Below are 23,538 nucleotides of genomic sequence, written 5' to 3'. Positions count from 1 at the left end.
CGCGCACCTGGCGGGGTCACAGCGGCGAGCCGAACCGGCGGAACCGCTGCCGCCGCTCCGCCACCAGCTTCTTCGGATCATGGATGGCCAGCTCGTCGAGCGCCTCCGCCACCGCCGCCGCGAGACGCCGCGCGGCAGCCGCCGGGTCGGTGTGGGCGCCCGCGCCGGGTTCGGGGATCACACCGTCCACGACGCCGTGCAGCAGCAGCTCGCGGGCGTCGAGCCGCAGCGCGGCCGCCGCCCGGTCGGCCGCCTCCTGGCTCTTCCACAGGATGGACGCGCACCCCTCGGGGCTGATCACCGAGTACACCGCGTTGGACAGGGCCAGCACCCGGTTGGCCACGCCGAGGGCCAGCGCCCCGCCGCTGCCGCCCTCCCCGGTGACGACGGCGACGATCGGCACGGGCAGCGCCGACATCAGGCGCAGGCTCTCGGCGATCGCCCACGCCTGGCCGTTCTCCTCGGCCTCGACACCCGGATGGGCGCCCGGCGTGTCGATGAGCGTCACGACGGGATGGCCCAGCTTGGCGGCCAGGCGCATGAGCCGCGCCGCCTTGCGGTAGCCGGCCGGACTCGGCATGCCGAAGTTGCGCTCCACCCGCTCGCGTGTGCCGTGCCCCTTCTGGTGCCCGATGAGGACGACCGGCCGGCCCGCCAGCCGCCCCATGCCGCCGACGACCGCGGGGCAGTCGCCGCCCAGCCGGTCCCCGTGCAGCTCGACGAAGTCCTCCAGCGCCGAGCCGGCGTAGTCGAGGGTCGTCGGCCGGTCGGCGTGCCTGGCAAGCTGGACGGCCGTCCAGCCGTCACGCTCCGGCAGCCGCTCCGGCCGCAGGACGAGCCGCGACGGCCGCCCACCCAGACCCGCCGGCCCCGGCGCGGCGGCGCGCTGCAGCGCGCACAGCCGGGCGATGGCCGGACGGAGCGCGGCGCGGGGCACGACGCCGTCGACGAGCCCCTTGCCGCGCAGGAACTCCGCCGTCTGGAACCCCGCCGGAAGCTCCTGCCGGATGGTCTGCCGGATGACGCGCGGCCCGGCGAAGCCGATGTGGGCGCCCGGCTCGGCCAGGATGACGTCGGGCAGCGTCGCGTAGGACGCCGCCACCCCGCCGTACGTCGGGTCGGTCAGCACCCCGATCGTGAGCACGCCCGCCTCGTCCAGCTCCGCCAGCGCCTGGGCGGTCTTGGCCATCTGCATGAGCGACAGCGCGCCCTCCTGCATGCGTGCCCCGCCCGACGCCGTCACCAGCAGGAACGGCACCCGGTCGGCCAGCGCCGTCTCGGCCGCCGCGGTGATGCGGGCGCCGACCCCGGTGCCGAGGCTGCCGCCCATGAAGCGGAAGTCCATGACGGCGGCGACGAGGTCGTGCCCCTCGACCGTGCCGCGCACGCACACGACCGCCTCGTCCAGCCCGGTGCCGCCGCGCGCCTCGCGCAGCCGTTCCCGGTACGGCCGGCTGTCGGTGAACCCCAGCGGGTCCTCCACGGTCGCGGGCGCGTCGATCGGCACCGGCGACCCGTCGTCGAAGAGCTGCCCGATCCGCTGCCACGCGGTGAGCCGGGTGTGCAGCCCGCAGCCGGGACACACCCCGAGCTCCCGCGCGAAACGCTTGCCGTACACGGTCTCCCCGCAGCCCGCGCAGCGGAGCCATGCGGCGACGTCGGCCCCGGGTGGGGACAGGACGGTCATCGCGGGTCCTCCTTGTCGTCGGTCGGCCACGGGTCGGCGAATCCCACCCGGCCGATGCTCTGCAGCCCCGTCCACAGATGCCGGCCCAGCAGGCCGGCGACCCGCCGGACCGGCGAGACGCCGGCCGCCCGGTCAGAGCTGGTCCACCACTTCATAGATCCCGTAACCTCTCCCCCGGCCCTCGTCGCGGTACGACCGGAGCGCGGCGGTCTGCTGCTTGTGCCGGGTCCCCTCCTCCCAGGCGCGGAAGCGCGGCAGGTCGGTCCACTCGCTGAGCACCGCGAACTCGCCCGTGTCGAGGGCCGAGCGCAGCAGTTGGCTGCTCAGCAGGCCGGGCGTCCCGCGCATCCCGTCGCTGACCCGCCGGTAGGCCTCCAGCACCGAGGCCTGGTCCTGCTCGGGGGCGGCGTAGTAGACCAGCACGCGGACGTGCCCGATCACCGCCGCGTCTCCGCGCGTTCCCGGCCGAGGTCGTAGACGACGCGCAGGGTCGTCATCGTGCCGTGCGACCGGTACGGGTGCAGCTTCTTGCGGTGTTCGACGTGCTCCTCGCTCCGCTCGAACGCCCGGAACCGCTCCTCGTCCACCCAGTCGCTCATGATGTAGTAGACGCCGTCCTCCTCGGCGCTCCTGAGCAGCCACTGGCCGATGTTGGCCGGGTTGTCGCCGACCACGTCGGCGACGGAGTACCAGACCCGCTCGAAGTCCTGCTCCTTGCCGGGGATGATCTGCATGCGCAGCATCACCCGGAACGCGTTCGTGCTCTTCATGTCAGATCCCTCCGTCGACGTGCACGGTCTCGCCGGTCATGTAGCGGGAGCGGCCGCTCGCCAGGAACAGCACCACGTCGGCGACCTCCTCCGGCTCGCCCAGCCGGCCGAGCGAGGTCATCGAGCGGTAGCGCTGCGCCTGCTGCTCGCTGAGGCCCGCCGCGGCGTCGGTGGTGATGATGCCGGGCGCGACGACGTTGACCCGGATGCCGCGGGGGCCGAGCTCCTTGCTCAGCGTGCGGGCCAGGCCGAGCACGCCCGCCTTCGAGGCGGTGTAGTGGGCGCGCAGCGGCACGCCGACCATGGCCGCCTTGGAGCCGATGACGACCACCGACGCCCCCTCGGCGGCCAGCGGCAGGGCGCCGCGCACCACGAGGTACATGCCGGTCAGGTTGGTGTCGATCACCCGGTGCCACTCGTCCGGTTCGAGCTCGGTGAACGGCACGTGGCTGACGGCTCCCGCGTTGTGCACGACGACGTCGAGCGTGCCGAGGGCGGTGCGGCACTCGTCGAGCAGCCGGTCCACGTCGGCGGGCCGGCTGACGTCGGCCTGGACGACGCGGTGCTTGCCCGGGGTGCCCTCCAGGTCGGCTTCGAGCCGCCGCGCGGCCTGCTCGTCGCCCCGGTAGCAGGCGACGACGTTGCACCCCTCCCGGGCCAGGCCGAGCGCGATCGCCCGGCCGATTCCCCGCGTACCGCCGGTGACCAGCGCGTTCCTGCCGTCAAGCTGAAAACTCATCGTTGCTCCTCGTGGGTGGTTGCGTCGGTCGGCGGGCGGTCACAGCAGCACGGCGGCCGCGGCGGCGTTCAGGACGAGGGCGAGCACGGCCAGCGCGGTGCGGGTGCTGTTCCACCGCGCCCACCGGCTGCGGAACGCCTCCATGTCCCAGCCGGCGGGCAGCGCCCGCGGGTCCTGCGCCTTGATCCAGCGGTTCATCGGGACGTTGCGGGTCAGCGACACCGCCACCACCGACCCGGCCGTGAGGGCGGCCACGGCGCACAGCGCCCGGCCCGCCCCCGACGGCTCCGTCAGCACGATCGCCGTGTCGGCGGCGAAGGTGACCAGCAGGCACGCCGGCTGGAACGGGTCGTAGCGGCCCACGGCGAAGGCGTGCGCCCTGACGTACAGGTCGGCGCTGAGCGTCCGGTAGAACGGGACGACGCCGAGGACGGTCGCCACCAGCACGCCGGCGGCGAGCCCGTTGGCGAGCAGCGCCAGCGGCAGCAGCACCTGCGTCATCCGCGCTCGGCCTCCCGTGCGGCGCGCTCCACCTTCTCCTTGATCAGGTTCATCTGCACGGGCGAGTTGGCGTCGATCCGCCGGGTCATCGCCTCCAGGTCGACCGGCGAGTCGGGCTTCATCCGGAAGTCCTGCGTCCAGCGCATCTCGACGCCGCCGGTCACCTCCCGGTACTCCCACCGGATGTTCATGTACTCGAACCAGCCGGTCTCGACGCGGTGCGCCCGCACGGTCCTGGTCCTCGGGTCGGCGGTCCGCTCCGACACCCACGACCAGGCGTTGCCGTCGTCGTCGGGGTGCATCGTCAGGCGGAAGCGCACGGTGTCGCCGTCGCGGTGCAGGATCTCCGCCTTGGCGTACTCGCTGAACAGCTCCGGCCACGACTCGACGTCGTTGGTCATGTCCCAGACCAGCTCCATCGGGGCGGCGATGACCACGGACCGGTCGGTGTGCCCGGCCACGGCTAGGCCACCTTCTGGCGGTTGACGTAGCCGAGCACCTCGGCCGGCGTCTTCAGCTCCATGATCACGTCGTCGGGGACGACGATCTGCCAGTCCCGCTCGATGCGGCCGGCGAGTTCGAGCACCGCCAGCGAGTCGTAGTTCATCTCGGTGAACGGGACGTCGGCGATGTCGCCGTCGAGGTCGACGGCCTCGTCCACGCCGGCGCTGGCCCGCATCAGGCCGCGCAGGTCGTCGAGGGTGAAGTCCTTCATCGGTCGCTCCTGTCGTCGGTGGAGTGGTCGGACGGGTCGGTCGGGGCCCGCAGGACGAGCGCGGCGTTGAAGCCGCCGTAGCCCCGGGCGAGGACCAACGCGGTGCGCACCCGGCCGGCCCGCGGCTCGCCCGTGACGAGGTCGATCCGGCAGCCCGGCGCCGGACCGGCGACGCCGGCCGTCGGCGGGATCACCGAGTCGCGCATGGCCAGCAGGGCCGTGGCGATGTCCAGGGCGGGCCCTCCGGCGTACAGCCGGCCGGTCAGCGTCTTGGGCGCCGTGACCGGCACCCCGTGGTCGCCGAACACGGCCGCGATCGCCTCCGCCTCGGCCCGGTCCGCCTCCGGCGTGCCGGCGGCGTCGGCGAAGACCACGTCCACCTCGCCGGGTTCCACGCCGGCGTCGGCGAGCGCGCCCCGGATCGCCCGGTCCAGAGTGCGGGGACGGCCGCTGCCCGGCGGCGGGTCGAAGGTGGCGGCGTGCCCGGCGACCACCCCGTACCGGCGGGCGCCGCGTGCCCGGGCGCTGTCGGCGTCCTCCACGATGAGGATCGCGCCGCCCTCGCCGGGCACGTACCCGTTGGCGTCGGCGTCGAAGGGCAGGTACGCCCGCCTCGGGTCACGACGGGTGCTCAGCAGGCCGTTGGCCATCTGGCAGGTCAGGCCGTACGGGCTGAACGGGGCGTCGGTGCCGCCGCTGACGACCAGGCGGGCGCCGTCGTCCAGGACCCGGCGGGCCTGGGCGAGCGACTCCAGCGCGCCCGCCTGCTCGGCGACCACGACGCCGCACGGGCCGCGCATGCCGTACCGGATGGAGATCTGGCCGGTGGTCGCGGCGTAGAACCAGGCGATCGACTGGTAGGCGCCGACGTGCCGCGGCCCCTTGCTCCACAGTTCCTGGATCTCCCGCTGGCCGAACTCCACGCCGCCGGAGGAGCTGGCCGTGATGACGCCCATCTCGTACTCCGGCAGGTCGGCGGGGACGACGCCGGCGTCGGCCAGCGCCATGTCCGCCGCCACCAGCGCCATGTGGGTCCAGTGGTCCGTCTGGGGGATCAGCCGGCCGGGCACGTTCCCGGCGGCGACGAAGTCCCGCACCTCCCCGGCCAGGCGCACCGGGTAGGAGGACGCGTCGAACCTGCTGATCACGTCGATCGCGCCGGCCCCGCGCAGCGTCGCGGCCCAGTGCTCCTCCGCGCCCAGCCCGGTCGGGGCGACCACGCCGATGCCCGTGACCACCGCGGCCGCGCTCACGACGTCACCCGGCCGGGAGCGGTGAGCACGGTCGCCGTCTGGAACCCGCCGAAGCCGCTGCCCACGCTGAGCACCACGTCGATCGGCTGTTCCCGCGCCGTGTGCGGCACGTAGTCGAGGTCGCACTCCGGGTCGGGCGTGTCGAGGTTGGCCGTCGGCGGCACCACCCCGTGCTCGATCGCCAGGGCGCAGGCGGCCACCTCGATCGAGCCGATCGCGCCGAGCGAGTGCCCGATCATCGACTTGATCGAGCTGACCGGCGTGCGGTAGGCGTGGTCGCCGAGGCTGCGCTTGAAGGCGGCCGTCTCGTGCCGGTCGTTCTGCTTGGTGCCGGAGCCGTGGGCGTTGACGTAGTCGACGTCGCGCGGGTCCACCCGCGCCGCGTCCAGCGCCACGCGGATGGCCTCGGCCATCTCGCGCCCGTCCGGCTTCAGCCCGGTCATGTGGTGGGCGTTGCCGCGCGTGGCGTAGCCGGCGACCTCGCAGTAGACGTGGGCGTCGCGGCGCCGGGCCCGCTCCAGGTCCTCCAGGACGAACACCGCCGCCCCCTCGCCCAGCACGAAGCCGTTGCGGTCCCGGTCGAACGGACGCGACGCGCGGGCCGGCTCGTCGTTGCGGGGCGAGGTCGCCTTGATGGCGTCGAAGCACGCCACGGTGATCGGGGAGATCGGCGCGTCGGTCGCGCCGGCCAGGACGACGTCCGCCGTCCCCTCCGCGATCAGCCGGGCGCCGTAGCCGACGGCGTCCAGGCCCGAGGTGCAGCCGGTCGAGATGAGCGTCACCTGACCCTCGGCGCCGCACGTCCACGCCACCTCGGCGGCCAGCGAGCTCGGCACCAGGTGCCCGTACAGGTGGGGGACGCCGTAGGAGTGGTCGACGAGCCAGTCGCGGCCCGCGTCGCTGACGACGGCGTACTCCTCCTCCAGGCTCATGGTGCAGCCGACCGCGCTGCCCAGCGTCACGCCGACGCGGGACGGCTCGACGTCCGGCAGCTCGATGCCGCTGTCGGCGATCGCCTCGCGCGCGCAGACGACGGCGAACTGCGCGGCGCGGTCCATCCGGCGGATCTCGCGCGCGCCCAGGCCCTCCGCCGCCGGGTCGAAGTCGCACTCGGCGGCGATGCGCGACCTGAAGCCGCCGGCGTCGAACAGCGAGACGGCCCGCGTCGCCGTCCGGCCCGCCGTCAGCAGCTCCCAGAACGCCTTGCGGCCCGTCCCGCCCGGGGCGACGACCCCGATGCCGGTGACGGCCACCCGACGATGCGTCATCGGCCGTCCCCCACGCTGAGGGACGGCTCCGCCGCGTTGGGCAGCGGCTCGGTGTCGACGTGGCCGAGGTCCGGCCGCGGCGCCAGCGGGCCGAGCTGGAACACGGCCAGAGCCTGCTCCGTGCCGGTGTTCTCGACCCGGTGCCGGACGTCGATGGGGACCATGAGCGCGTCACCGGCGGCCAGGGCGACGGGCTCCCCGTCCAGCCGCACCGTCAGCTCCCCGCGCACGAGGTACAGGAACTCCTCGGAGTACGGGTGGTAGTGCTCGGACACGAACTCGCCCGGCTCAAGGGTCAACTGCCCCATGAATCCGGAGGTCGATCCCACGGTGGCGGGGCCGAGCAGGACGCGAATGTCACCACCGCGCCGCCGGTTGGGCGTGATGTCGCCGGCACTGACCTTCGATCGTGCTGTCGCCATTAGAAGATCTCCTCTCGAAGCGGATTCCTCCGCCGGGCGTCATCATCACCGCCCTTCCTCGAAGCGACCTCGAATCGCGCTTGAAGCCCGGCGCCGGAAAGGCCGCGAAGAGGGTTCCCCAGCTACATTCGAGTCCGTCTCAAGCCGCCGCCGCGATACTCCGTGCGGTGACCGAGACAAGGAGCGGCACACGTGATTGCCCACATTCTCACCGCCGTCGTGCTGGTCAGCAGCGGGATCGCGGCCGGCGTGCTGTTCACCCACGCGGTAGGGGTCTGGCCTGCGATGCAGGCCATGACACCGGACCGCTACGTGGCGGCGCACAAGCTCCTCGGCCGCGCCTACGACCCGATGATGCCGATCATCGTGAGCACGTCACTGGTGCTGGACGTCATCCTCTTCGCGCTGTCCGAAAATGCCACGTCCCGTTTTCTCTACGCGACTTCCGCGATTTTCCTGGCCGGTGTCGGAGTGGTGTCCCAGACGCGGAACGTGCCCATCAACCGGCGCGTCAAGGCACTCGACCCCGACGCCATTCCGGCCGACTGGGACGACCCGAGAGGAATCTGGGGGAAATGGAATCTGCTGCGTACGACATTCGCCGTTCTCGCGCTGGTGGGAAACGCGGCGGCGGCCGTCTCGGCCGGCTGACCGCAGGAGAGGAGACAGGATGTCCGTGACCGGCGCCGCGCGGGGGGTCGGCCTGCCGCCCGCCCGCGACACGGCCCAGCGCAAGGCCGACGTCCTGCAGCGGCTCGCGGCCGACAGGCACACCTGGCTGGCGACGGCCGGCCCCTCCGGCGCGCACCTGATCCCGCTGGCGTGCGTGTGGGACGGGACGCGCCTGGTGATGGCCACCCACGGCGGCAACAAGACCGTCCGCAACCTGCGCGCGCACGGCCGGGCACGCGCGGCCCTCGGCAGCCCGGTCGACGTGGTGCTCGTCGACGGCCCCGTGACGATCGTGCCGCACGACGAGCTGCCCGCCGACGCTCCCGCCGTCCTGGCGGAGCTGCCCGTCAACCCCTCGCGGGTGCCCGGCTGCGTCTACCTGTTCCTGACCCCCAGCACCGTGCTGGCCTGGCGGCACCGGGGCGAGATCCCCGGCAGGACGGTGATGGACCACGGCCACTGGCTCGCCTGACGACGAAGCACGATCGCCGGCACGACCCTGAGGAAACAGATGACGGACACGACCCTGCCACTGGACAGCATCCCCGACTCGGCCCTGACCGACCCCTACCCCTTCTACGAGCGGCTGCGGGCGGCCGGGCGGGTGCACCGCCTGCGGACGCCCATCGGGCTGACGGCGTGGTTCGTCCCCCACTACGAGGACGCGCGCCCGCTGCTCATCGATCCGCGCTTCAGCAAGGCCGTGCACCACTCCGACCACGGGGCCGACGACGGCGAGCGGGAGAGCTCGTTCGCCAACAACATGGTCAGCACCGACCCGCCGGAGCACACGCGGCTGCGCAAGCTGGTGCAGAAGGCGTTCACCCACCGCCGCACCGAGCTGCTGCGGCCCCGGGTGCAGGAGTTCACCGACCGGATCCTCGACGAGATCGAGAAGAAGGGCCGGGCGGACCTCATGGAGGAGTTCGCCTTCCCGCTGCCGATGATGGTCATCGGGGAGCTGCTCGGCCTGCCCTCCGAGGACCTGCCGTACCTGCGGGAGAAGACCGTCTTCTTCTTCATGGAGGAGAGCTACGAGGGCAGCCCGGTGCAGCGCTTCCGCGAGCGGCAGGCCGCCCTCGGCGAGTACGTGCGCAAGCTCATCGAACGCAAGCGGCTCACCTCGGGCGACGACCTGATCCACGGGCTGATCGAGGCGCGCGACGGCGAGAACCGGCTCACCGAGAAGGAGCTCGTCGCGACCGTGATGCTGCTCATCTTCGCCGGTTTCCTCACCACCGTGAACCTGATCACGAACGGGCTGCACGCCCTGCTCGTCAACCGCGACCAGTTCGCCCTGCTCGCCTCCCGGCCGGAGCTGATCGACTCGGCCGTGGAGGAGTTCCTGCGCTACGAGAGCTCGCTCGGGCTGATCGAGGGGCACGCGACGGACGACATCGAGATCGGCGGCACCACGATCCCGGCCGGTTCCCTGGTCATCGTGCCCGTCCACTCGGTCAACCGCGACCCGGCGGCCTTCCCCGACCCGCACCGGCTGGACATCACCCGCGACCCGAACCCGCACCTGGCCTTCAGCTACGGCCTGCACCACTGCCTGGGTGCCCCGCTGGCGCGGCTTGAGGCGCAGGTGGCCATCAACGCCGTGCTGAAGCGCTTCCCCGACCTGACCCTCGACTGCGCCCCCGAGGACGTCCAGTGGCACCGCGACTTCTTCTCCCGGTCGCTGCGGGCTCTCCCGGTACGGCTCAACCGGTGAGCCGCTCCCCCGATCCGCTTCCGCCCCAGAAAGGAAACCGCATGTCCGGTCCGGATAGCGCACTGCCCATCATCAGGACGGCGACCGGGTTCTTCCAGGCGCAGGCCCTGTTCGCCGGGATCGAGCTGGGGCTGTTCGCCCGCCTGTCCCGCGAGCCGGCCGACGCCGCGCGGATCCAGGCCGAGTTCGGCCTGCACCCGGCGCTGACCCACGACTACCTGGACGCCCTCGTCGCCATGGACCTGCTGGCCCGCGACGGCTCCGTCTACCGGGCTGCGCCGCTCGCCGCGGCCTACCTCGACCCGGAGGCGCCCGAGTACATCGGCGGCTTCCTCGCCTTCAACCAGCGGCGGCTCTACCCGGCCTGGGGGACGCTCAGCGCGTTCCTGCGCTCGGGCGAGAACCTGGCGCAGAAGTTCTCCGACAAGGGCGACTTCACCGCCGAGCTGTACGCCGACCCGCGCCGGGCCCGTGCCTTCACCGAGGCGATGGACGGCTACGCGGTGCTGCTGGCCCGCCCGCTGGCCGAGAAGTACCGCTGGGACGAGGTGAAGTCCTTCGCCGACCTGGGCGGCTGCCGCGGGATGCTCACCATGCGGCTCGCCGCGGCCCACCCCCACCTGCGCGGCGTCACCTTCGACCTGCCGCCGCTGCGGCCGTTCTTCGACGAGCTGGCCGGCGAGCTCGGCGGCGGCACCGACCTGCGCGACCGGGTCGCCTACCAGGCGGGCAGCTTCTTCACCGACCCGCTGCCCGACACGCAGGTGTACATCTTCGGCCACGTCCTGCACGACTGGAGCGACGAGCGCCGCCGCGAACTGGTGGGCCGGGCCTTCGACCATCTGCCGCCGGGCGGCACGCTGCTCGTCTACGACAGCATGATCGACGACGAGCGCCGTGAGGGGATCTTCAACCTGCTGATGAGCCTCAACATGGCCATGATCAGCGGCTCGTCGGAGTACACGGTGGCCGAGGGCACGCGCTGGCTGACGGAGGCCGGGTTCACGGTGGAGCCGCCGGTCGCGCTGAACGAGCTCACCACCCTGCTGGTCGCCAACAAGCCCCTCTGACCCCCGCCGGACGCCGCGCGGGCGAGGGCCCGGCTCCTCCCGGGGAGCCGGGCCTCGACGTGTCGAGGGCGGACCTGCTCGGCCGTCGTCCTACCCGTGGGGAGCCTGCCGCCGGTTGACCCGCGCCGCCACCTGGTCGGCGCGCCGGGCGATCAGCACGAGCCCGCCGACCAGCACCACCGGCAGGGACACGGCGATCGTGACCGCGAGGGGCTCGGGCAGCTCGAACGCCGTCTCGGCGACTCCGCAGACGATGAGAACCGCGGTCATGACGACGGCCAGACGTCGCAGGGGCCGCCTCAGCCAGGTGTGCGCGGCATCCCACGCCTCGCGTGAGGCGAGCGTGTGGCGGGTCCGCAGGCCGGAAAGCCTGTTCCGCGTGTCCACGACGCCCGAGGTGTCATGGAAGGAGATCAGGAGCAGGGCGAGCACGGGCAGGGTCAGCAGCGACGTCATCAACACGGGCCCCATGTCCCACATCCTAATGATCGGCGCATATCGCCGGTGACCGCCTTCCGGTCGGCCGCGGCCTGCCGTCAGGAGCAGAGGCTCGCGGACCAGGTGATGTAGCCGGTGACCCGGCCCCAGGTCGAGACCTCACCGCTGCAGAACTCCGTCTTGACCCCGACCAACGTGGTGCGCGCGGAGTCGGAGAAGTACTGGGTGTTGCACAGGTATCCGGCCCGGCAGGCGGGCGCCGCCTGCGCGCCGGTCGGCACGGTGGCGAGCACGGCGGCGGCCAGGACTGCGACGGCCAGTACGCGACGGATCATGAATCGTCCTTTCCGGGCGGCCCCGAGCGGTGATCGAAGGATCCGTCCTCCAGGGAGAAAACGCAAGAGGGGCTCATGGTCGCGGGCGCCCGTGGCCGTGTCGTCCCGCTCAGGAGCCCTCGGGCGCGGCGCAGCCCTGCACGATGACCTGGACGACGGACTGGACGGTCTGCCTGCTGACACTCCCTGGCGGCGCGGTGACCAGGGTGAACAGCGCGCCGCCGTAGAGGGCGATGAGCGCGGGGATCTTCTCGCGTGGGATGCCGAGGCCGAGTTCGTCATGGTGCCCGGCGGTGATCCGCAACGACGCCTTCCGCAGGCTCGTGAGCGCCGAGGCGAGGACGGGCCGGCGCGAGGCCTCAAGCTGGAGCTCGAAGATCGCCAGATAGCGGTTGCGCAGCGTGGTCGCGGCTGTGAGCAGCGATTCCGTCAGCAGATCGGCGAACGCCGCGGACCGGCCGACGGCCTGGTCAGCGACCGCCGCAGGCCGGCCGACGGCCTGGTCCGTGTCGGCGTGATGCAACTCGACGATGCGCTCGGCGGCGGCCACCAGCAGTGCCTCCCGGCTGCGGAAGTAGTTCGAGGCCGTCCCCGGCGGAAGGTCCGCCTCCTTCTCCACGGCGCGGTGCGTCAGCCCGTGCACGCCCGACGACGCCAGCAGCTCGATGGCGGCATCGGCCAGCGCTCGGCGGCGGGCCGGATTGGTGGGCGGCATACCGCCATGCTACCAATAGTCGTACTAGTACGATCGTAGTGAATTGGTGGGTGAGGTCCTATGCGGATCGTGGTGGTTGGTGCCGGGCTCGGAGGGGTGGCGGCCGCGGTGGGGCTGCATCGCGCGGGTCACGAGGTGACCCTCCTCGAACGGGGCGCCGAGCTCCGGGAAGCGGGCACCGGGATCGTGGTCATGCCCAACGGGCTCCGCGCGCTGGACACGCTGGGACTGGCCGACGACGTCCGCGGACACATGCTGCCCGCCACCCGCGCGGGGTTACGGGACTGGCGCGGGCGGCCGCTGCTGGTCACCGACGCCATCCAGGCTCAGCGGGAGGTCGGCACACCCGTCATCATCGACCGCGCGCAGCTGCACCGGACACTCCGCGCCCCGCTGCCCGCCGACCTGGTACGCACCGCGACCCCCGTCGAGCGCCTGGAGCCCGACCCCACGGGCGTGACCGTGATCAGCGCCGGCGACCCCGTCGCGAGAGCGGACGCCGTGATCGCCGCCGACGGCATCGGCAGCAGGCTGCGCGGCCGGCTCTTCCCCGGCCATCCGGGGCTGCGGCGGACCGGCCGGATGGACCTGCGCGGGATGCTGCCCCGCCCTCCCGGACTGGCGACAGACCTGCTCGCCTGCCAGTTGGTCGACCGCCGCGGCGGGGCGATGTTCGGCCTGTTCCCCGTCGGCGAGCACGACCTGTACTGGTTCACCGACTCCGTCCTGCACGGCGCCCCTCCGGGGGCGGCGGAGGCACGGCGGCAGATGCTGTCCCTGATGGCCGACTGGCATCCCCTCGTCACCGACCTGATCGAGGCCACCCCGCCCGCCGACATCTACGTCGACCCGATCGCCCGCCTGGCCGCGCCCCTGCCCTCGTACGTGGCCGGCAGGATCGCGCTCCTCGGCGACGCCGCGCACGCCATGCCGCCCGACCTCGGGCAGGGCGCCAGCCAGGCCTTCGAGGACGCGGCCGCGCTGACCCGCCACCTGACCGGCGCCGGCCCGGCGGACGTCCCCGAGCGTCTCCTGCGCTACGACGCCGAGCGCAGACCCCGCGCCAACCGCATCATGCGGGCCGCCTCCCGGCAGTCACGGCTGACCTCCCAGACCGGCGTCGCCGCGTGGCTGCGCGACGCGCTGCTGCGCGCCATACCGTCCCGGCTGGCCACCCGCCAGCTCGCCGCGCTCTGGCACGCCTGACGGCTCCGGAGATCCACTCACCGGGGACGGTGCCGCGCGAGGCCGGTTCGCCGCCCGGCGTTAGATCACCTTCTCTCCGGAAACAGGGATGATCCACAGCGTCGCGGACGTCCGCGGCCGACGATTCTGGAGGGTGCGCATGTGGGGAAGGACCAGCCGGAAGAGAATGCTGGCGGCAGCCGCCATGGTGGCGGCGATCGGCTTGACCGGCGCGTGCAACGGCGGTGCCGGCGACGGTGACGACGACCCCGACGTGGTGAACACGCAGGCCCCGGACGGCGACAACGAGCAGAACGACAACAATCAGGACGACAACGACCAGGACGACGGCAACGACCAGGACGACAACAACTGACGCGACCCGGGCGGCCCGGCCCCCGCGTGACGGGGCCGGGCCGCCCGGTGCGACGGGGCCGGCTCGCGGCCGGTGCCACAGGAGCCTCGCGGCGCACGACGCCTACTTGAGCGGGTCGTGCCCCCAGTTCATGAGGGAGTACCGCCAGGCGGTCTCCCGGACGTCCCCGGACGGACGCTGGGCCAGGTGGCGGCGGACGTAACCGGTCACCTTCCGCATGTGGGCGTAGTCGTCCTCCGTCAGGGCGCCCTTCTTCTTCCGCAAGATCTCCACGATCCGGCGGCCGGAGGCGTGGCCCGTCGACTCGCCGCCGCCCGACTTGTCTCCCACGCTGCTGGACTCCTGCGTGCCGAGCCAGCGTTCCAGCTCGGCGGCCGTCATGTTGACCGCCTGGCCGAAATCCGCGGCGATCTGCCCGTCGTCAGTCATCGCGGTCTTTCCGCTTGCCGGTCATGCCTCTTCGCCTGCCCGCCCGAAAATCGCAGATAACCCACATGAAGGTATATAGGTGGCGATTGCTGATCGAGCTGCCGCAGCCGTCCACCACAGGCGCCTCATCCGCCACGGCCGAGCCGGATGAGTGGTCGTCGTCCGGACGCGAGGGCACCTTCAAGCCGGCGCTATCCCGGTCTTACCGGGTCATCTCCCAACCGGGCCGCTGTGCCCGCTTTCCCCAAGCCCCTGGACCGGAGTCGCCGGCCGGGGTCATGCTTGACATGCACATTCAGGAGCACCACAGGGAGATGATCTCCCATGGACGGCAAGCGGCGCATCGCGCTGGCCGGCCCGTTGATCGCTTCAGGACTGATCTTCGGAACACCGGTGGAAGCGTCGCCGGTCAGCCGGCCCACTGTCCCCGCCCTCTCCACGGCCTCGCAGTACGCGGCCACCGGAGTGCGACCGGACTGCTGGCACAAGAATCCGGCGAAGCGAGAAAGGTGCTTGAAGCGGTATGCCATGAAAAAGCTCAGGGAAAGGATGGAGAAGAAGGGCAAGAAATGGATGGGACCGCCAAGAGGTTGCTTCAAGGGATGGCACACCCCTGAGTGCAAGGACAAGCGGGTACGCAAGAAGCAGGAGTGGAAGCGGCACATACCCCGAATGCCCGATTGGCCACCGCCCGAGGAGCGGCCACCGCAGGACCCGTACCCGCCGTCCTACGGCGATCCCGGCTCGGTCCAGCCGCAGCACTAGGCTGCCCGCGGCCGCCCGCGACCAGGGCGTGCTCGACGCACGGGTCAGGCTGCCTTCCCAGTGAAGGGGATGGCATCCCGTCGGGCGACCGGTCGAGCGCCGCCGGGCCTGTGAAACGCCGGCCGGTGAAACGCCGTCCTGCACGTCATCGCTGTCAGCCGACGATGACCCTTTCCTCCGGTAGCTGGTAACGGCGGGTACGATCCTTCAGCGCAAGCGCGGAGCCGAGCGTGAGCGGGCCGGTCCTGCCGATGAACATGAGCAGGACGAGCAGGATGTGCCCCACCGGGCCAGCGTCGGCGGTGATGCCGGTGGACAGGCCCACAGTGCCGAATGCCGAGATGACCTCGAACAGTACCTGGTCAAGGCTGTGCGGCGTGATGACCAGTAGCAGGTAGGTGGCGACCGCTACCAGGGCAACGCTGACGAGGCTGATCGAGATCGCCTGACGCTGCGCGGTTTGGGGCAGGCGGCGGTGGCCGATGTTCACATCGGGCTCGCCACGCATCTCGGCCCAGATGACGAAGGCGAGCATGCCGAACGTGGTGACCTTGATGCCGCCTGCGGTACCCGCGCTGCCGCCGCCGATGAACATCAACAGATCGGTCGCCAGCCAGCTCGATGGATACATTGCGGCGATGTCGAGGCTGTTGAAGCCGGCGGTGCGCGGCATGACGGCCGTGAAGAACGCGGCCAGCAGCTTGCCGGAGCCGTCGAGCGCGCCCAAGGTCCTGGGGTTACGCCACTCAGTGATCAGGAATACCACGGTGCCGGCGAGCAGCAGGAGTACGGTGACGCCCACGGTGACCCGGGTCAGCACCGACCAGCGGCTGGGATGCCGCCAAGAGCCGAACAGCTCGAACATCACAGGAAATCCCAGCCCTCCGATGATGACCGCGGCGGCAATGGTCAGGCAGATCCACGGGTCGGTGACGAACCGCATCAGGCTGTCGGACCACAGTCCGAATCCGGCGTTGTTGAATGCCGACACGGCGTGGAACGCCCCCAGGTAGACAGCCCGGCCGAACGGCTCCCCGTATCCGAGGAGGAAGCGTCCGGTGAGCAGCACCGCGGTGATGGCCTCGCAGATGAGGCTGAACAGCACCACGTTGCGCACCACCCTGCGGAGGTCGCTCATGCTGAGCGTCTTTGTCTCGGCCTGGGCGAAGATCCGGGCGCGCAGTCCGAGGCGGCCGGAGACCAGAACGGTGAACAGCGTCGCCAGGGTCATGATGCCGAGCCCGCCGATCTGGATCAGTCCGGCGATCACCACCTCGCCGAAGAACGACCAGTGCGTCTCGGTGTCCACGACCGCCAGTCCGGTCACGCAGACCGCGGACGTGGCCGTGAACAGCGCGGTCAGCCATTCCGCGGGCTCGCCCGACTCCGTGGCGACAGGCAGCGCCAGCAACCCCGTCCCCAGCAGCACCGCGGAAGCGAAGGCGGTGACGATCACCTGCGCAGGATGCTGGAAACGCTGGAGCGCGACTGAGGCGATCCGCACGATGAGATCTCCCGATGGGGTAGGAGGGGGAGCAGTCTGGCCGGCCAGACGGCGCGGCTCGCTGTGCGCGCGGCCATCAGGGCAGTGGCATCGCAGGCGATCGGTGCCCGGAGATGGGGCACCTCGCTGGACGAGGCGAATTCGTCCAGCAGCGGGACTGGCGGCCTCAGGAAGGCGACTGCCTGCCTGGCGGTCGAGTAATTCGTGAAGACAGCCGATGGCTGCATGAGATCGATGAAGCTGATGTCCTTGAGCGGCGTCTCGCTGAGGAGCTTTGCCGCCGCCTCGGCGGGCCAAGCAGTCGCTCCGGCCGCTCGCAATGCTTGCGGGAGGGATTCACGGGTTGAAGCGGGCCACGACCATGCAGATCACACGGCCGGTGACGACCATGAGCCGGGCAGCGTTCACAGCGCTCACAGCCGCTCCGCCGCCTTCACCACGATTCCTGCGACCGCGAACATCGCGATCGTCAGGGCGACGAAGATGTAGCCAGACATCCCACTCCTCACATCCGGGACAGTCACCGAGAACGGCAACGAATCCAGCTAAGCCCAGGAGGCGAGCGATCTGGGGTGTCTTGACACGTTTCCTACGGCCTCAGGCCGGTTCTTGACGGTATTCCTACGCAGGAGGCTCCAGCGCGGCGAAGTGCATCACCCGGCCGACCAAAGCCTCCCCCGTCCAGTAGACGGACGCTGCCGGTCGCTCCCTCACTCGGGGCTCCGGCGAGGCCTCCAGGCAGCCCGGTGCCGGTGTTGCGGCATGGTCAGACGGCGCGGCACGATACTTCAGAAATTTCTGAAATTCGGTATCGTGATGGTTATGGGCTCCGCGTGCATGGGCCGATGGTGTGCCGGGAAGCCTGGTCGGCGAGCGAGATCACAGACGTGTCGACGAGGAGACGACCCCGATGAGTCTGCTCAGCCGCCTGTTCGGTGTACGCCCCGCCGTCCGGCATCCGGTGCGGGTCCGACGGAATGTCGAGATCCCCGCCGCTGACGGCGTGCGACTGCTGGCCACCCACTACTACCCGGCCAACCTCGCACGGCCGCCGCTGGTGCTCCTGCGCAGCCCGTACGGCAGGGGCAACGCCTTCGACCCGTTGCCGAAAGTACTGACCGAGCGCGGCTACCAGGTGCTGTACCAGAGCCTGCGCGGCACGGCCGGTTCCGGCGGCCGCTTCGACGGCTTCGCCATCGACCCGGCCGACGCCCACGGCACACTGAGCTGGCTGCGCGGCCAGCCATGGTTCGGCGGCGTCCTGGCCACGTGGGGAGCCAGCTACCTGGGCCTGGCCCAGTGGGAGCTGGCCGCCCGGCACATCCCCGAGTGGAAGATCGCGGTGATCCAGGACGCGCCGTCGTCTTTCGCCGAAGGGTTCATGTATCCGGGCGGCGCCTTCGCCTCGGGCAACGCGCTGGGCTGGGTCCAGCTCGTGGACACCATGTTCAGCGGCGGCTTCTCCCTGTCACGGCAACTGCTGGCCACGATCACCGCCGGCCGCAGGCTGCGTCGCGCCACCCTCACCCTTCCTCTGGGCGAAGCCGACCAGGTGCTCACCGGACACCAGGTGAGCTGGTTCCAGGAGTGGATCCGCAACGGTCCCGACCAGAAGTACTGGACACGCATGGACCACCGCGCCAACGTCGACCGGATGCCGCCCCGGGTGTACCTCCAGGGCGGCTGGTACGACTTCTTCCTGCCGGGCATGCTGGACGACCACGCGAGCCTCCTGGCCGCCGGGCGCGACGTCCGGCTGCTGGTAGGGCCATGGGGTCATGGCAAGGGCCTGTACACCCGTGAAGGCATGAGAGATGCGCTGGCCGCCCTGGACGCGGCCGTGCGGGGCGATGACGGCCCGTCGGGGGTGCGGGTGTTCGTCACCGGCGCGAACCGGTGGCTCGACCTGCCGCGCTGGCCACCCGCCCACGTGCCCACGGGCTGGTACCTGCACCCCGGCGGGCGGCTGAGCCGCGGGAAGCACCCCGCCGATGTGAGGAGCCCCAGCCGATACCGCTACGACCCTGGTGATCCGACACCCACGGTGGGTGGGACAGCGTTGGGCGTGTCCCCGGGCCCAAGGGACAACCGGGCCGTCGAAGCCAGGCCCGACGTGCTCACCTTCACCACCGCCCCGCTGGAGACGGATCTGCAGGTGATCGGCCCGGTCCGGGTGCGGCTGCACGCACGCTCGTCCATCCCGCACGTCGACTACGTGGCCCGTCTGTGCGACGTGAGCCCGCGCGGCCGATCGCTCAACCTCTGCGACGGAATCGTCCGCCTGACCCAAGGCGGCGACCCGACGGAGGTACGCGCGGTGGACATCACTCTGTGGCCGCTGGCCCATCGTTTCGTACGCGGCCACCGGATCCGGCTGCAGGTCTCCAGCGGCGCCCACCCCCGCTACGGCCGCAACCCCGGCACCGGCGAGCCGCCGGCCACAGCGCGCGAGCTGCGCGCGTCAGACCACCAGATCTTCCACGACCCCGATCACCCGTCAGCCCTCTGGCTGCCCCTCGCCCCTGGAACGCCATGAAACTGCTCGTTCTCGGCGGCACGCACCCTGTGGGCCGCGCCGTCTGCGAAGTTCTCACCTCACCGGCAGGCCCGTCACCGCGCGGCCGATGATCAGGCGCTGGATCTCGCTCGTGCCCTCGAAGATGGTGTAGATCTTGGCGTCGCGGTGGAAGCGTTCGACCGGGTGCTCGCGGGTGTATCCCGCGCCGCCCAGGATCTGGATCGCCTGTTCGGTCACCCACACGGCCGTCTCGCCGGCCACGAGCTTCGACATCGAGCCCTCCGCCTGTTCGAAGCGTTTGCCGGTGCGGGCCATCCAGGCGGCGCGCCAGGTCAGCAGGCGGGCCGTGTCGACGCGGGTGGCCATCTCGGCGAGCAGGAACGCGATGGCCTGGTTCTCGCCGATCTTGCGTCCGAACTGCTCGCGTTCGCGCGCGTAGTCGCGGGCGTACTCGAAGGCGGCGCGGGCGATGCCGACGGCCATGGCGGCGACGGAGGGGCGGGTGGTCTCGAAGGTGCGCAGGGCGGCCTGCTCGCCGGCGCGTTCGCCCTTGCGGACGCGGGCGAGGCGGGCCTCCAGTTTCTCCCGGCCGCCCAGCAGGCAGGAGCCGGGGACGCGGACGTCGTCGAGCACGACTTCGGCGGTGTGGGAGGCGCGGATGCCGTGCTTGCGGAACTTCTGGCCCATGGTCAGGCCGGGCGTGCCCGGCGGGATGACGAACGTGGCCTGGCCGCGGGTGCCGAGGTCGGGGTCGACGGAGGCGACGACCACGTGGACGTCGGCGATGCCGCCGTTGGTGGCCCAGGTCTTGACGCCGTTGAGCACCCAGTCGCCGCCGTCGGGGACGGCGCGGGTGCGGATGGAGCCGACGTCAGAGCCGGCGTCGGGCTCGGAGACGCAGAACGCGCCGAGCTTGACGTCGTTCGCGGTGCCGAACATCTGCGGCAGCCACTCCCCCATCTGCTCGGGCGTGCCGCCGGCCGACAGCGCGGCGGCGGCCAGGCCGGTGCCGACGATGGACAGGCCGATGCCGGCGTCACCCCAGAAGATCTCCTCGAACGCCACGGGCAGCGCCAGCCCGCTCTCCTCGAACCACTGGGTGGCGAAGAAGTCGAGCGAGTACAGCCCGATCTTGGCGGCCTCCTGGATGATCGGCCAGGGGGTCTCCTCGCGTTCGTCCCACTCGGCCCCCGCGGGGCGGATGACGTCGCGGGAGAAGGTGTGCACCCAGTCGCGCACCTCGGCCACGTCGTCGCTGAGCTCCAGATCGAATCCGCCGCTCATGCGCAGCTCCCCTCACCTCGCCACCCGGCGGCACAACCCTACCCATGAGTAGGTACGGGGCCAAGGTCAGTTCCGGACGGCATGCCGTTCGAGGAAGGTGTAGACGTCGGCCTCGTCCACGCCGGGGAACGAGCCGGGGGGCAGCGCGGCCAGGACGTGGGAGTTGGCACGGGCCGACGGCCAGGCGTAGCCCTCCCAGCGTTCGGCCAGTTCGGTGGGCGGGCGGCGGCAGCAGTCGCCGGTGGGGCAGTGCGACTTGGTGCGGTTCGTCGTCTCGCGGCCGCGGAACCAGCGCGACTCCCTGTACGGCACGCCGAGCGTGATGGCGAAGTCGCGCTCACGCGACGGGTCGACGTGGGCGACGCAGAAGTAGGTGCCGGTGGGCGAGTCGGAGTACTGGTAGAAGACGGAGAACCGGTCGGGCGACAGGAAGACCTGGCGGCCCGACCATTGCAGGCACATCCGCTGCCCCTCGATGGCGCCCTGCTCGTCGGCGGGGAAGACGATGCCGTCGTTCTCGTACGCCTTGTAGATGATGCCGCCCGCGTCGTTGCGCACGAAGTGGCAGACCAGGCCGAGATGGTGGGTGGCGAGGTTGGTGAAGCGGTGGGCGGCCATCTCGTAGGAGACGGCGAACACGTCGCGCAGGTCCTCCACCGACAGCGCGCGGTCGGCCTTGGCCTCCTTGAGGAAGAGCGCGGCGGCCTTCTCGGGGACGAGCACGGCGGCGGCGAAGTAGTTGGCCTCGGTGCGCTGGCGCAGGAAGTCGGCGAAGTCGCGCGGCTTGCCGTGGCCGAGCGCGAGGTGGCCGAGGGTCTGCAGGAGGATCGTGCGCGGCGTGTGCATGCCGAGTTGCTCGTGCTTGACGTAGATGCGGCGGTTGCGCAGGTCGGTGATGGAACGCACGGACCGGGGCAGGTCCTGGGCGGTGTGCACCGTGTAGCCGAAGTGGGTGACGAGCGCCTGGATCGTGCTCTGGGAGAGCGCTCCGGTGCGGTAGCCGACGGCCGCGAGTGACTCGGCGGCGGCCTTCTCGATGTCGGGGAAGTAGTTGCCCAGCTCGCGCTGGCGGCGGCGCAGCTCGGCGTTGGCGGCCCTGGCCTCCTCCGGCGTGGCGGTGCCTCTGGCCTGGCGGGCGCGCAGCTCGCCGTACAGGCCGAGGATGTGTTCGAGCACGTCGTTGGGCACCCGCGCGGAGACCTTGAGGCGGGGCAGGCCGAGCGAGGCGTAGAGGGGGTCGCGCTGGGCCTCCTCCAGGGCGATCTCGAGCTGGGCGCGCCGGTTGGGCGGCTGGCGGCGCAGCAGCTCCTCGACGGGCACGCCGAGGGCGGTGGCGAGCGACTTGAGCAGCGACAGCTTGGGTTCGCGCTTGCCGTTCTCCAGCAGGGAGAGCTGGCTGGGGGCCCGGTCGACGCGGGAGCCCAGGTCGGAGAGGGTCAGGCCGCGCTGTTTGCGCAGGTGGCGCAGGCGCTGCCCGAACGCGATGAGGTCGAGCTCCTGCGTCAAAGACAGCGGTTCTTCACCCAACAAGGACGCCATACCGCAATCTTAGACAGAAATTCTGCCCATCTTCTAGACCATCGCCCCAGCCTCACCACGCCGAGGATCGGATTGGTCTAGTCCAACAGGAAAACTCGCGATTTCTTCTCCATCTAATACTCGCGAGTATTGGCAAGAACAGAAATTTCTTACTTCTTCCCGCCCCGGGACGCTACTGATCATGCGCCGGACGGGCACACACTCGGCACAGGCCCCAGGGGACGACAAAGGAGTGAAACCATGAACGATCGCCTCAAGGGAGCTGCTGAGCAGCTGCGGGACGAATGGGAGAACGACCCTCGCTGGGACGGCATCGAGCGCACCTACAGCGCCGAGGACGTGATCAGGTTGCGCGGCAGCGTCCAGGAGGAGCACACGCTCGCCCGCCTCGGCGCCGAGCGGCTGTGGCGGCTGCTGCACACCGAGGACTACGTGCACGCCCTCGGCGCGCTGACCGGCAACCAGGCCGTCCAGCAGGTGAAGGCCGGCCTCCAGGCGATCTACCTGTCCGGCTGGCAGGTGGCCGCGGACGCCAACCTGGGCGGCCACACCTACCCCGACCAGAGCCTGTACCCGGCCAACTCCGTGCCGGCCGTCGTGCGCCGGATCAACAACGCGCTGCTGCGCGCCGACCAGATCAGTTGGTCGGAGGGCGAGCCCCGGGAGTGGCTGGCGCCCATCGTGGCCGACGCCGAGGCCGGCTTCGGCGGCGTGCTCAACGCCTACGAGCTGATGAAGGGCATGATCGCCGCCGGCGCGGCGGGCGTGCACTGGGAGGACCAGCTCGCCTCCGAGAAGAAGTGCGGCCACCTCGGCGGCAAGGTGCTCATCCCGACCGGGCAGCACGTCAAGACGCTGAACGCCGCCCGCCTGGCCGCCGACGTGGCCGGAGTCCCGTCCCTGATCATCGCGCGGACCGACGCCCAGGCCGCGACGCTCCTGACCAGCGACGTGGACCCCCGCGACCAGCGGTTCGCCACCGGCGAGCGCACCGCGGAGGGCTTCTACCGGGTCCGCAACGGCATCGAGGCGTGCGTCGCGCGCGGCCTGGCCTACGCCCCGTACTCCGACCTGCTGTGGATGGAGACCGGCACCCCCGACCTCGACGTGGCCAGGGAGTTCGCCGAGGCGATCAAGGCCGAGTACCCGGACCAGATGCTGGCCTACAACTGCTCGCCGTCGTTCAACTGGAAGAAGCACCTCGACGACTCCACGATCGCCAAGTTCCAGAAGGAGCTGGGCCACATGGGGTACAAGTTCCAGTTCATCACGCTGGCGGGCTTCCACTCGCTGAACTACTCGATGTTCGACCTGGCCCAGGGCTACGCGAGCAGCGGCATGACCGCGTACGTGGACCTGCAGGAGGCCGAGTTCGCGGCCGAGTCGCGCGGCTACACCGCCACCCGCCACCAGCGCGAGGTCGGCACCGGCTACTTCGACCTGATCAGCACCGCCGTGGCGCCCGACTCCTCGACGACCGCGCTCAAGGGCTCCACCGAAGAGGAGCAGTTCACGCACTGACCTCCGCGACACCCCCTCGACTCGCCGGCCACCTCCAGGGCATGGGACGGTTCCCCGGCGACCAGGGCCGCGCCAGCCACTCCCCCCGGCCTGGCGCGGCCCTTCCCCATGCGCG

Annotated in this window: 27 protein-coding genes; 9 read left to right on the top strand and 18 right to left on the bottom strand. The window is 71.3% G+C overall.

The annotated features are described in order from the left end of the window. Positions 1 to 16 precede the first annotated feature (16 nt). The 11 genes from ACGF0J_RS20590 to ACGF0J_RS20540 are packed head-to-tail and all read right to left on the bottom strand — an operon-like array spanning position 17 to position 7,355. Positions 17 to 1,687 (bottom strand): acetyl-CoA carboxylase carboxyltransferase subunit alpha, encoded by a 1,671-nt coding sequence (locus tag ACGF0J_RS20590; RefSeq protein WP_393148001.1) that lies wholly within the window; start codon positions 1,685 to 1,687, stop codon positions 17 to 19. Further along, the gene (locus ACGF0J_RS20585) at positions 1,684 to 1,842 is read right to left on the bottom strand and encodes a hypothetical protein (protein WP_393147999.1); all 159 of its coding nucleotides are present in this window, start codon (positions 1,840 to 1,842) and stop codon (positions 1,684 to 1,686) included. Before ACGF0J_RS20585 ends, ACGF0J_RS20590 begins: the two co-directional genes overlap by 4 nt. Continuing rightward, entirely contained in the window at positions 1,820 to 2,128 is a 309-nt protein-coding gene (locus ACGF0J_RS20580; protein ID WP_393147997.1) for an antibiotic biosynthesis monooxygenase family protein, read from the bottom strand. Before ACGF0J_RS20580 ends, ACGF0J_RS20585 begins: the two co-directional genes overlap by 23 nt. After that, a complete protein-coding gene (locus ACGF0J_RS20575) occupies positions 2,125 to 2,457 on the bottom strand; it encodes an antibiotic biosynthesis monooxygenase family protein (RefSeq protein WP_393147995.1) in 333 nt (110 codons plus the stop codon). Before ACGF0J_RS20575 ends, ACGF0J_RS20580 begins: the two co-directional genes overlap by 4 nt. Position 2,458: 1 nt before the next feature. Beyond that, on the bottom strand, positions 2,459 to 3,196 hold the full coding sequence (locus ACGF0J_RS20570) for an SDR family NAD(P)-dependent oxidoreductase (protein ID WP_393147993.1): 738 nt from the start codon (positions 3,194 to 3,196) through the stop codon (positions 2,459 to 2,461). A gap of 39 nt (positions 3,197 to 3,235) precedes the next feature. Then, positions 3,236 to 3,697, bottom strand: coding sequence for an anthrone oxygenase family protein (locus ACGF0J_RS20565; RefSeq protein WP_393147991.1), 462 nt, complete (start codon positions 3,695 to 3,697; stop codon positions 3,236 to 3,238). Continuing rightward, positions 3,694 to 4,158, bottom strand: a complete 465-nt coding sequence (locus tag ACGF0J_RS20560) for an SRPBCC family protein (RefSeq protein WP_393147989.1) — start codon at positions 4,156 to 4,158, stop codon at positions 3,694 to 3,696. The genes ACGF0J_RS20565 and ACGF0J_RS20560 overlap by 4 nt, the downstream gene beginning before the upstream one ends. 2 nt (positions 4,159 to 4,160) lie before the next feature. Further along, complete coding sequence (locus tag ACGF0J_RS20555; protein WP_393147987.1) at positions 4,161 to 4,412, bottom strand: acyl carrier protein; 252 nt, start codon at positions 4,410 to 4,412, stop codon at positions 4,161 to 4,163. After that, the gene (locus ACGF0J_RS20550; RefSeq protein WP_393147985.1) at positions 4,409 to 5,665 is read right to left on the bottom strand and encodes a ketosynthase chain-length factor; all 1,257 of its coding nucleotides are present in this window, start codon (positions 5,663 to 5,665) and stop codon (positions 4,409 to 4,411) included. The genes ACGF0J_RS20555 and ACGF0J_RS20550 overlap by 4 nt, the downstream gene beginning before the upstream one ends. Beyond that, entirely contained in the window at positions 5,662 to 6,933 is a 1,272-nt protein-coding gene (locus ACGF0J_RS20545; RefSeq protein WP_393147983.1) for a beta-ketoacyl-[acyl-carrier-protein] synthase family protein, read from the bottom strand. Before ACGF0J_RS20545 ends, ACGF0J_RS20550 begins: the two co-directional genes overlap by 4 nt. Continuing rightward, on the bottom strand, positions 6,930 to 7,355 hold the full coding sequence (locus ACGF0J_RS20540; RefSeq protein ID WP_393147981.1) for a cupin domain-containing protein: 426 nt from the start codon (positions 7,353 to 7,355) through the stop codon (positions 6,930 to 6,932). Before ACGF0J_RS20540 ends, ACGF0J_RS20545 begins: the two co-directional genes overlap by 4 nt. Before the next feature lie 192 nt (positions 7,356 to 7,547). On the opposite strand from ACGF0J_RS20540, the gene ACGF0J_RS20535 reads away from it, so the two are divergent. From ACGF0J_RS20535 to ACGF0J_RS20520, 4 genes are read left to right on the top strand one after another with little or no spacing between them, the layout of a single operon-like run. After that, positions 7,548 to 8,006: an anthrone oxygenase family protein gene (locus tag ACGF0J_RS20535; protein WP_393147979.1), complete on the top strand. Its 459-nt coding sequence runs from the start codon at positions 7,548 to 7,550 to the stop codon at positions 8,004 to 8,006. Between the two features lie 19 nt (positions 8,007 to 8,025). Then, entirely contained in the window at positions 8,026 to 8,499 is a 474-nt protein-coding gene (locus ACGF0J_RS20530) for a pyridoxamine 5'-phosphate oxidase family protein (RefSeq protein WP_393147977.1), read from the top strand. A gap of 39 nt (positions 8,500 to 8,538) precedes the next feature. Then, a complete protein-coding gene (locus tag ACGF0J_RS20525) occupies positions 8,539 to 9,744 on the top strand; it encodes a cytochrome P450 (protein ID WP_393147975.1) in 1,206 nt (401 codons plus the stop codon). 41 nt (positions 9,745 to 9,785) lie between these two features. Then, positions 9,786 to 10,814, top strand: coding sequence for a methyltransferase (locus ACGF0J_RS20520; RefSeq protein WP_393147973.1), 1,029 nt, complete (start codon positions 9,786 to 9,788; stop codon positions 10,812 to 10,814). A gap of 90 nt (positions 10,815 to 10,904) precedes the next feature. On the opposite strand, the gene ACGF0J_RS20515 is transcribed toward ACGF0J_RS20520, so the two are convergent. The 3 genes from ACGF0J_RS20515 to ACGF0J_RS20505 form a co-directional block, all read right to left on the bottom strand. After that, positions 10,905 to 11,285 carry an SdpI family protein gene (locus ACGF0J_RS20515; protein WP_393147971.1) on the bottom strand — a complete coding sequence of 127 codons (381 nt, stop codon included), beginning with the start codon at positions 11,283 to 11,285 and terminating at the stop codon, positions 10,905 to 10,907. Positions 11,286 to 11,350: 65 nt separating this feature from the next. Next, positions 11,351 to 11,587 carry a DUF6289 family protein gene (locus ACGF0J_RS20510; RefSeq protein ID WP_393147969.1) on the bottom strand — a complete coding sequence of 79 codons (237 nt, stop codon included), beginning with the start codon at positions 11,585 to 11,587 and terminating at the stop codon, positions 11,351 to 11,353. A 109-nt stretch (positions 11,588 to 11,696) separates the two neighbouring features. Further along, positions 11,697 to 12,302, bottom strand: coding sequence for a TetR/AcrR family transcriptional regulator (locus tag ACGF0J_RS20505; RefSeq protein ID WP_393147967.1), 606 nt, complete (start codon positions 12,300 to 12,302; stop codon positions 11,697 to 11,699). 60 nt (positions 12,303 to 12,362) lie between these two features. Here ACGF0J_RS20505 and ACGF0J_RS20500 point away from each other — a divergent pair, with 60 nt between their 5' ends. Both ACGF0J_RS20500 and ACGF0J_RS20495 read left to right on the top strand, forming a co-directional pair. After that, on the top strand, positions 12,363 to 13,508 hold the full coding sequence (locus ACGF0J_RS20500) for an FAD-dependent oxidoreductase (RefSeq protein WP_393147965.1): 1,146 nt from the start codon (positions 12,363 to 12,365) through the stop codon (positions 13,506 to 13,508). A 166-nt stretch (positions 13,509 to 13,674) separates the two neighbouring features. Continuing rightward, positions 13,675 to 13,863: a hypothetical protein gene (locus tag ACGF0J_RS20495; protein ID WP_393147963.1), complete on the top strand. Its 189-nt coding sequence runs from the start codon at positions 13,675 to 13,677 to the stop codon at positions 13,861 to 13,863. 102 nt (positions 13,864 to 13,965) lie between these two features. Here ACGF0J_RS20495 and ACGF0J_RS20490 read toward each other — a convergent pair whose 3' ends face one another. Next, complete coding sequence (locus tag ACGF0J_RS20490; protein ID WP_393147960.1) at positions 13,966 to 14,292, bottom strand: DUF3140 domain-containing protein; 327 nt, start codon at positions 14,290 to 14,292, stop codon at positions 13,966 to 13,968. A gap of 324 nt (positions 14,293 to 14,616) precedes the next feature. Between ACGF0J_RS20490 and ACGF0J_RS20485 the strand changes: the two genes are divergently transcribed. Next, complete coding sequence (locus tag ACGF0J_RS20485; protein ID WP_393147959.1) at positions 14,617 to 15,057, top strand: hypothetical protein; 441 nt, start codon at positions 14,617 to 14,619, stop codon at positions 15,055 to 15,057. A gap of 154 nt (positions 15,058 to 15,211) precedes the next feature. Here ACGF0J_RS20485 and ACGF0J_RS20480 read toward each other — a convergent pair whose 3' ends face one another. Further along, positions 15,212 to 16,561, bottom strand: a complete 1,350-nt coding sequence (locus ACGF0J_RS20480; RefSeq protein ID WP_393147957.1) for a TrkH family potassium uptake protein — start codon at positions 16,559 to 16,561, stop codon at positions 15,212 to 15,214. A gap of 910 nt (positions 16,562 to 17,471) precedes the next feature. Here ACGF0J_RS20480 and ACGF0J_RS20475 point away from each other — a divergent pair. Next, complete coding sequence (locus ACGF0J_RS20475; RefSeq protein WP_393147955.1) at positions 17,472 to 19,097, top strand: CocE/NonD family hydrolase; 1,626 nt, start codon at positions 17,472 to 17,474, stop codon at positions 19,095 to 19,097. 54 nt (positions 19,098 to 19,151) lie between these two features. On the opposite strand, the gene ACGF0J_RS20470 is transcribed toward ACGF0J_RS20475, so the two are convergent. Next, on the bottom strand, positions 19,152 to 20,363 hold the full coding sequence (locus ACGF0J_RS20470; protein ID WP_393147953.1) for an acyl-CoA dehydrogenase family protein: 1,212 nt from the start codon (positions 20,361 to 20,363) through the stop codon (positions 19,152 to 19,154). Between the two features lie 66 nt (positions 20,364 to 20,429). After that, positions 20,430 to 21,902, bottom strand: a complete 1,473-nt coding sequence (locus ACGF0J_RS20465; protein WP_393147951.1) for a helix-turn-helix domain-containing protein — start codon at positions 21,900 to 21,902, stop codon at positions 20,430 to 20,432. A gap of 240 nt (positions 21,903 to 22,142) precedes the next feature. Here ACGF0J_RS20465 and aceA point away from each other — a divergent pair, with 240 nt between their 5' ends. Beyond that, positions 22,143 to 23,423: an isocitrate lyase gene (aceA, locus tag ACGF0J_RS20460; protein ID WP_393147949.1), complete on the top strand. Its 1,281-nt coding sequence runs from the start codon at positions 22,143 to 22,145 to the stop codon at positions 23,421 to 23,423. The last annotated feature ends 115 nt before the right edge of the window (positions 23,424 to 23,538 follow it).

The organism is Nonomuraea sp. NPDC047897, assembly GCF_043204415.1.
In the GTDB taxonomy this organism is placed as follows: domain Bacteria; phylum Actinomycetota; class Actinomycetes; order Streptosporangiales; family Streptosporangiaceae; genus Nonomuraea.
The sequence above is the reverse complement of the archived record's forward strand: the minus strand, read 5'-3'. Positions and strand labels throughout refer to the sequence as shown.

Coding starts and splice junctions, on each gene's coding strand:
- ACGF0J_RS20590 (WP_393148001.1), bottom strand. CDS start 1,687: ATGACCGTCCTGTCCCCACCCGGGGCCGACGTCGCCGCATGGCTCCGC.
- ACGF0J_RS20555 (WP_393147987.1), bottom strand. CDS start 4,412: ATGAAGGACTTCACCCTCGACGACCTGCGCGGCCTGATGCGGGCCAGC.
- ACGF0J_RS20475 (WP_393147955.1), top strand. CDS start 17,472: ATGAGTCTGCTCAGCCGCCTGTTCGGTGTACGCCCCGCCGTCCGGCAT.
- ACGF0J_RS20485 (WP_393147959.1), top strand. CDS start 14,617: ATGGACGGCAAGCGGCGCATCGCGCTGGCCGGCCCGTTGATCGCTTCA.
- aceA (WP_393147949.1), top strand. CDS start 22,143: ATGAACGATCGCCTCAAGGGAGCTGCTGAGCAGCTGCGGGACGAATGG.
- ACGF0J_RS20575 (WP_393147995.1), bottom strand. CDS start 2,457: ATGAAGAGCACGAACGCGTTCCGGGTGATGCTGCGCATGCAGATCATC.
- ACGF0J_RS20490 (WP_393147960.1), bottom strand. CDS start 14,292: ATGACTGACGACGGGCAGATCGCCGCGGATTTCGGCCAGGCGGTCAAC.
- ACGF0J_RS20540 (WP_393147981.1), bottom strand. CDS start 7,355: ATGGCGACAGCACGATCGAAGGTCAGTGCCGGCGACATCACGCCCAAC.
- ACGF0J_RS20495 (WP_393147963.1), top strand. CDS start 13,675: ATGCTGGCGGCAGCCGCCATGGTGGCGGCGATCGGCTTGACCGGCGCG.
- ACGF0J_RS20515 (WP_393147971.1), bottom strand. CDS start 11,285: ATGGGGCCCGTGTTGATGACGTCGCTGCTGACCCTGCCCGTGCTCGCC.
- ACGF0J_RS20465 (WP_393147951.1), bottom strand. CDS start 21,902: ATGGCGTCCTTGTTGGGTGAAGAACCGCTGTCTTTGACGCAGGAGCTC.
- ACGF0J_RS20505 (WP_393147967.1), bottom strand. CDS start 12,302: ATGCCGCCCACCAATCCGGCCCGCCGCCGAGCGCTGGCCGATGCCGCC.
- ACGF0J_RS20500 (WP_393147965.1), top strand. CDS start 12,363: ATGCGGATCGTGGTGGTTGGTGCCGGGCTCGGAGGGGTGGCGGCCGCG.
- ACGF0J_RS20585 (WP_393147999.1), bottom strand. CDS start 1,842: ATGAAGTGGTGGACCAGCTCTGACCGGGCGGCCGGCGTCTCGCCGGTC.
- ACGF0J_RS20545 (WP_393147983.1), bottom strand. CDS start 6,933: ATGACGCATCGTCGGGTGGCCGTCACCGGCATCGGGGTCGTCGCCCCG.
- ACGF0J_RS20470 (WP_393147953.1), bottom strand. CDS start 20,363: ATGAGCGGCGGATTCGATCTGGAGCTCAGCGACGACGTGGCCGAGGTG.
- ACGF0J_RS20510 (WP_393147969.1), bottom strand. CDS start 11,587: ATGATCCGTCGCGTACTGGCCGTCGCAGTCCTGGCCGCCGCCGTGCTC.
- ACGF0J_RS20565 (WP_393147991.1), bottom strand. CDS start 3,697: ATGACGCAGGTGCTGCTGCCGCTGGCGCTGCTCGCCAACGGGCTCGCC.
- ACGF0J_RS20525 (WP_393147975.1), top strand. CDS start 8,539: ATGACGGACACGACCCTGCCACTGGACAGCATCCCCGACTCGGCCCTG.
- ACGF0J_RS20570 (WP_393147993.1), bottom strand. CDS start 3,196: ATGAGTTTTCAGCTTGACGGCAGGAACGCGCTGGTCACCGGCGGTACG.
- ACGF0J_RS20530 (WP_393147977.1), top strand. CDS start 8,026: ATGTCCGTGACCGGCGCCGCGCGGGGGGTCGGCCTGCCGCCCGCCCGC.
- ACGF0J_RS20520 (WP_393147973.1), top strand. CDS start 9,786: ATGTCCGGTCCGGATAGCGCACTGCCCATCATCAGGACGGCGACCGGG.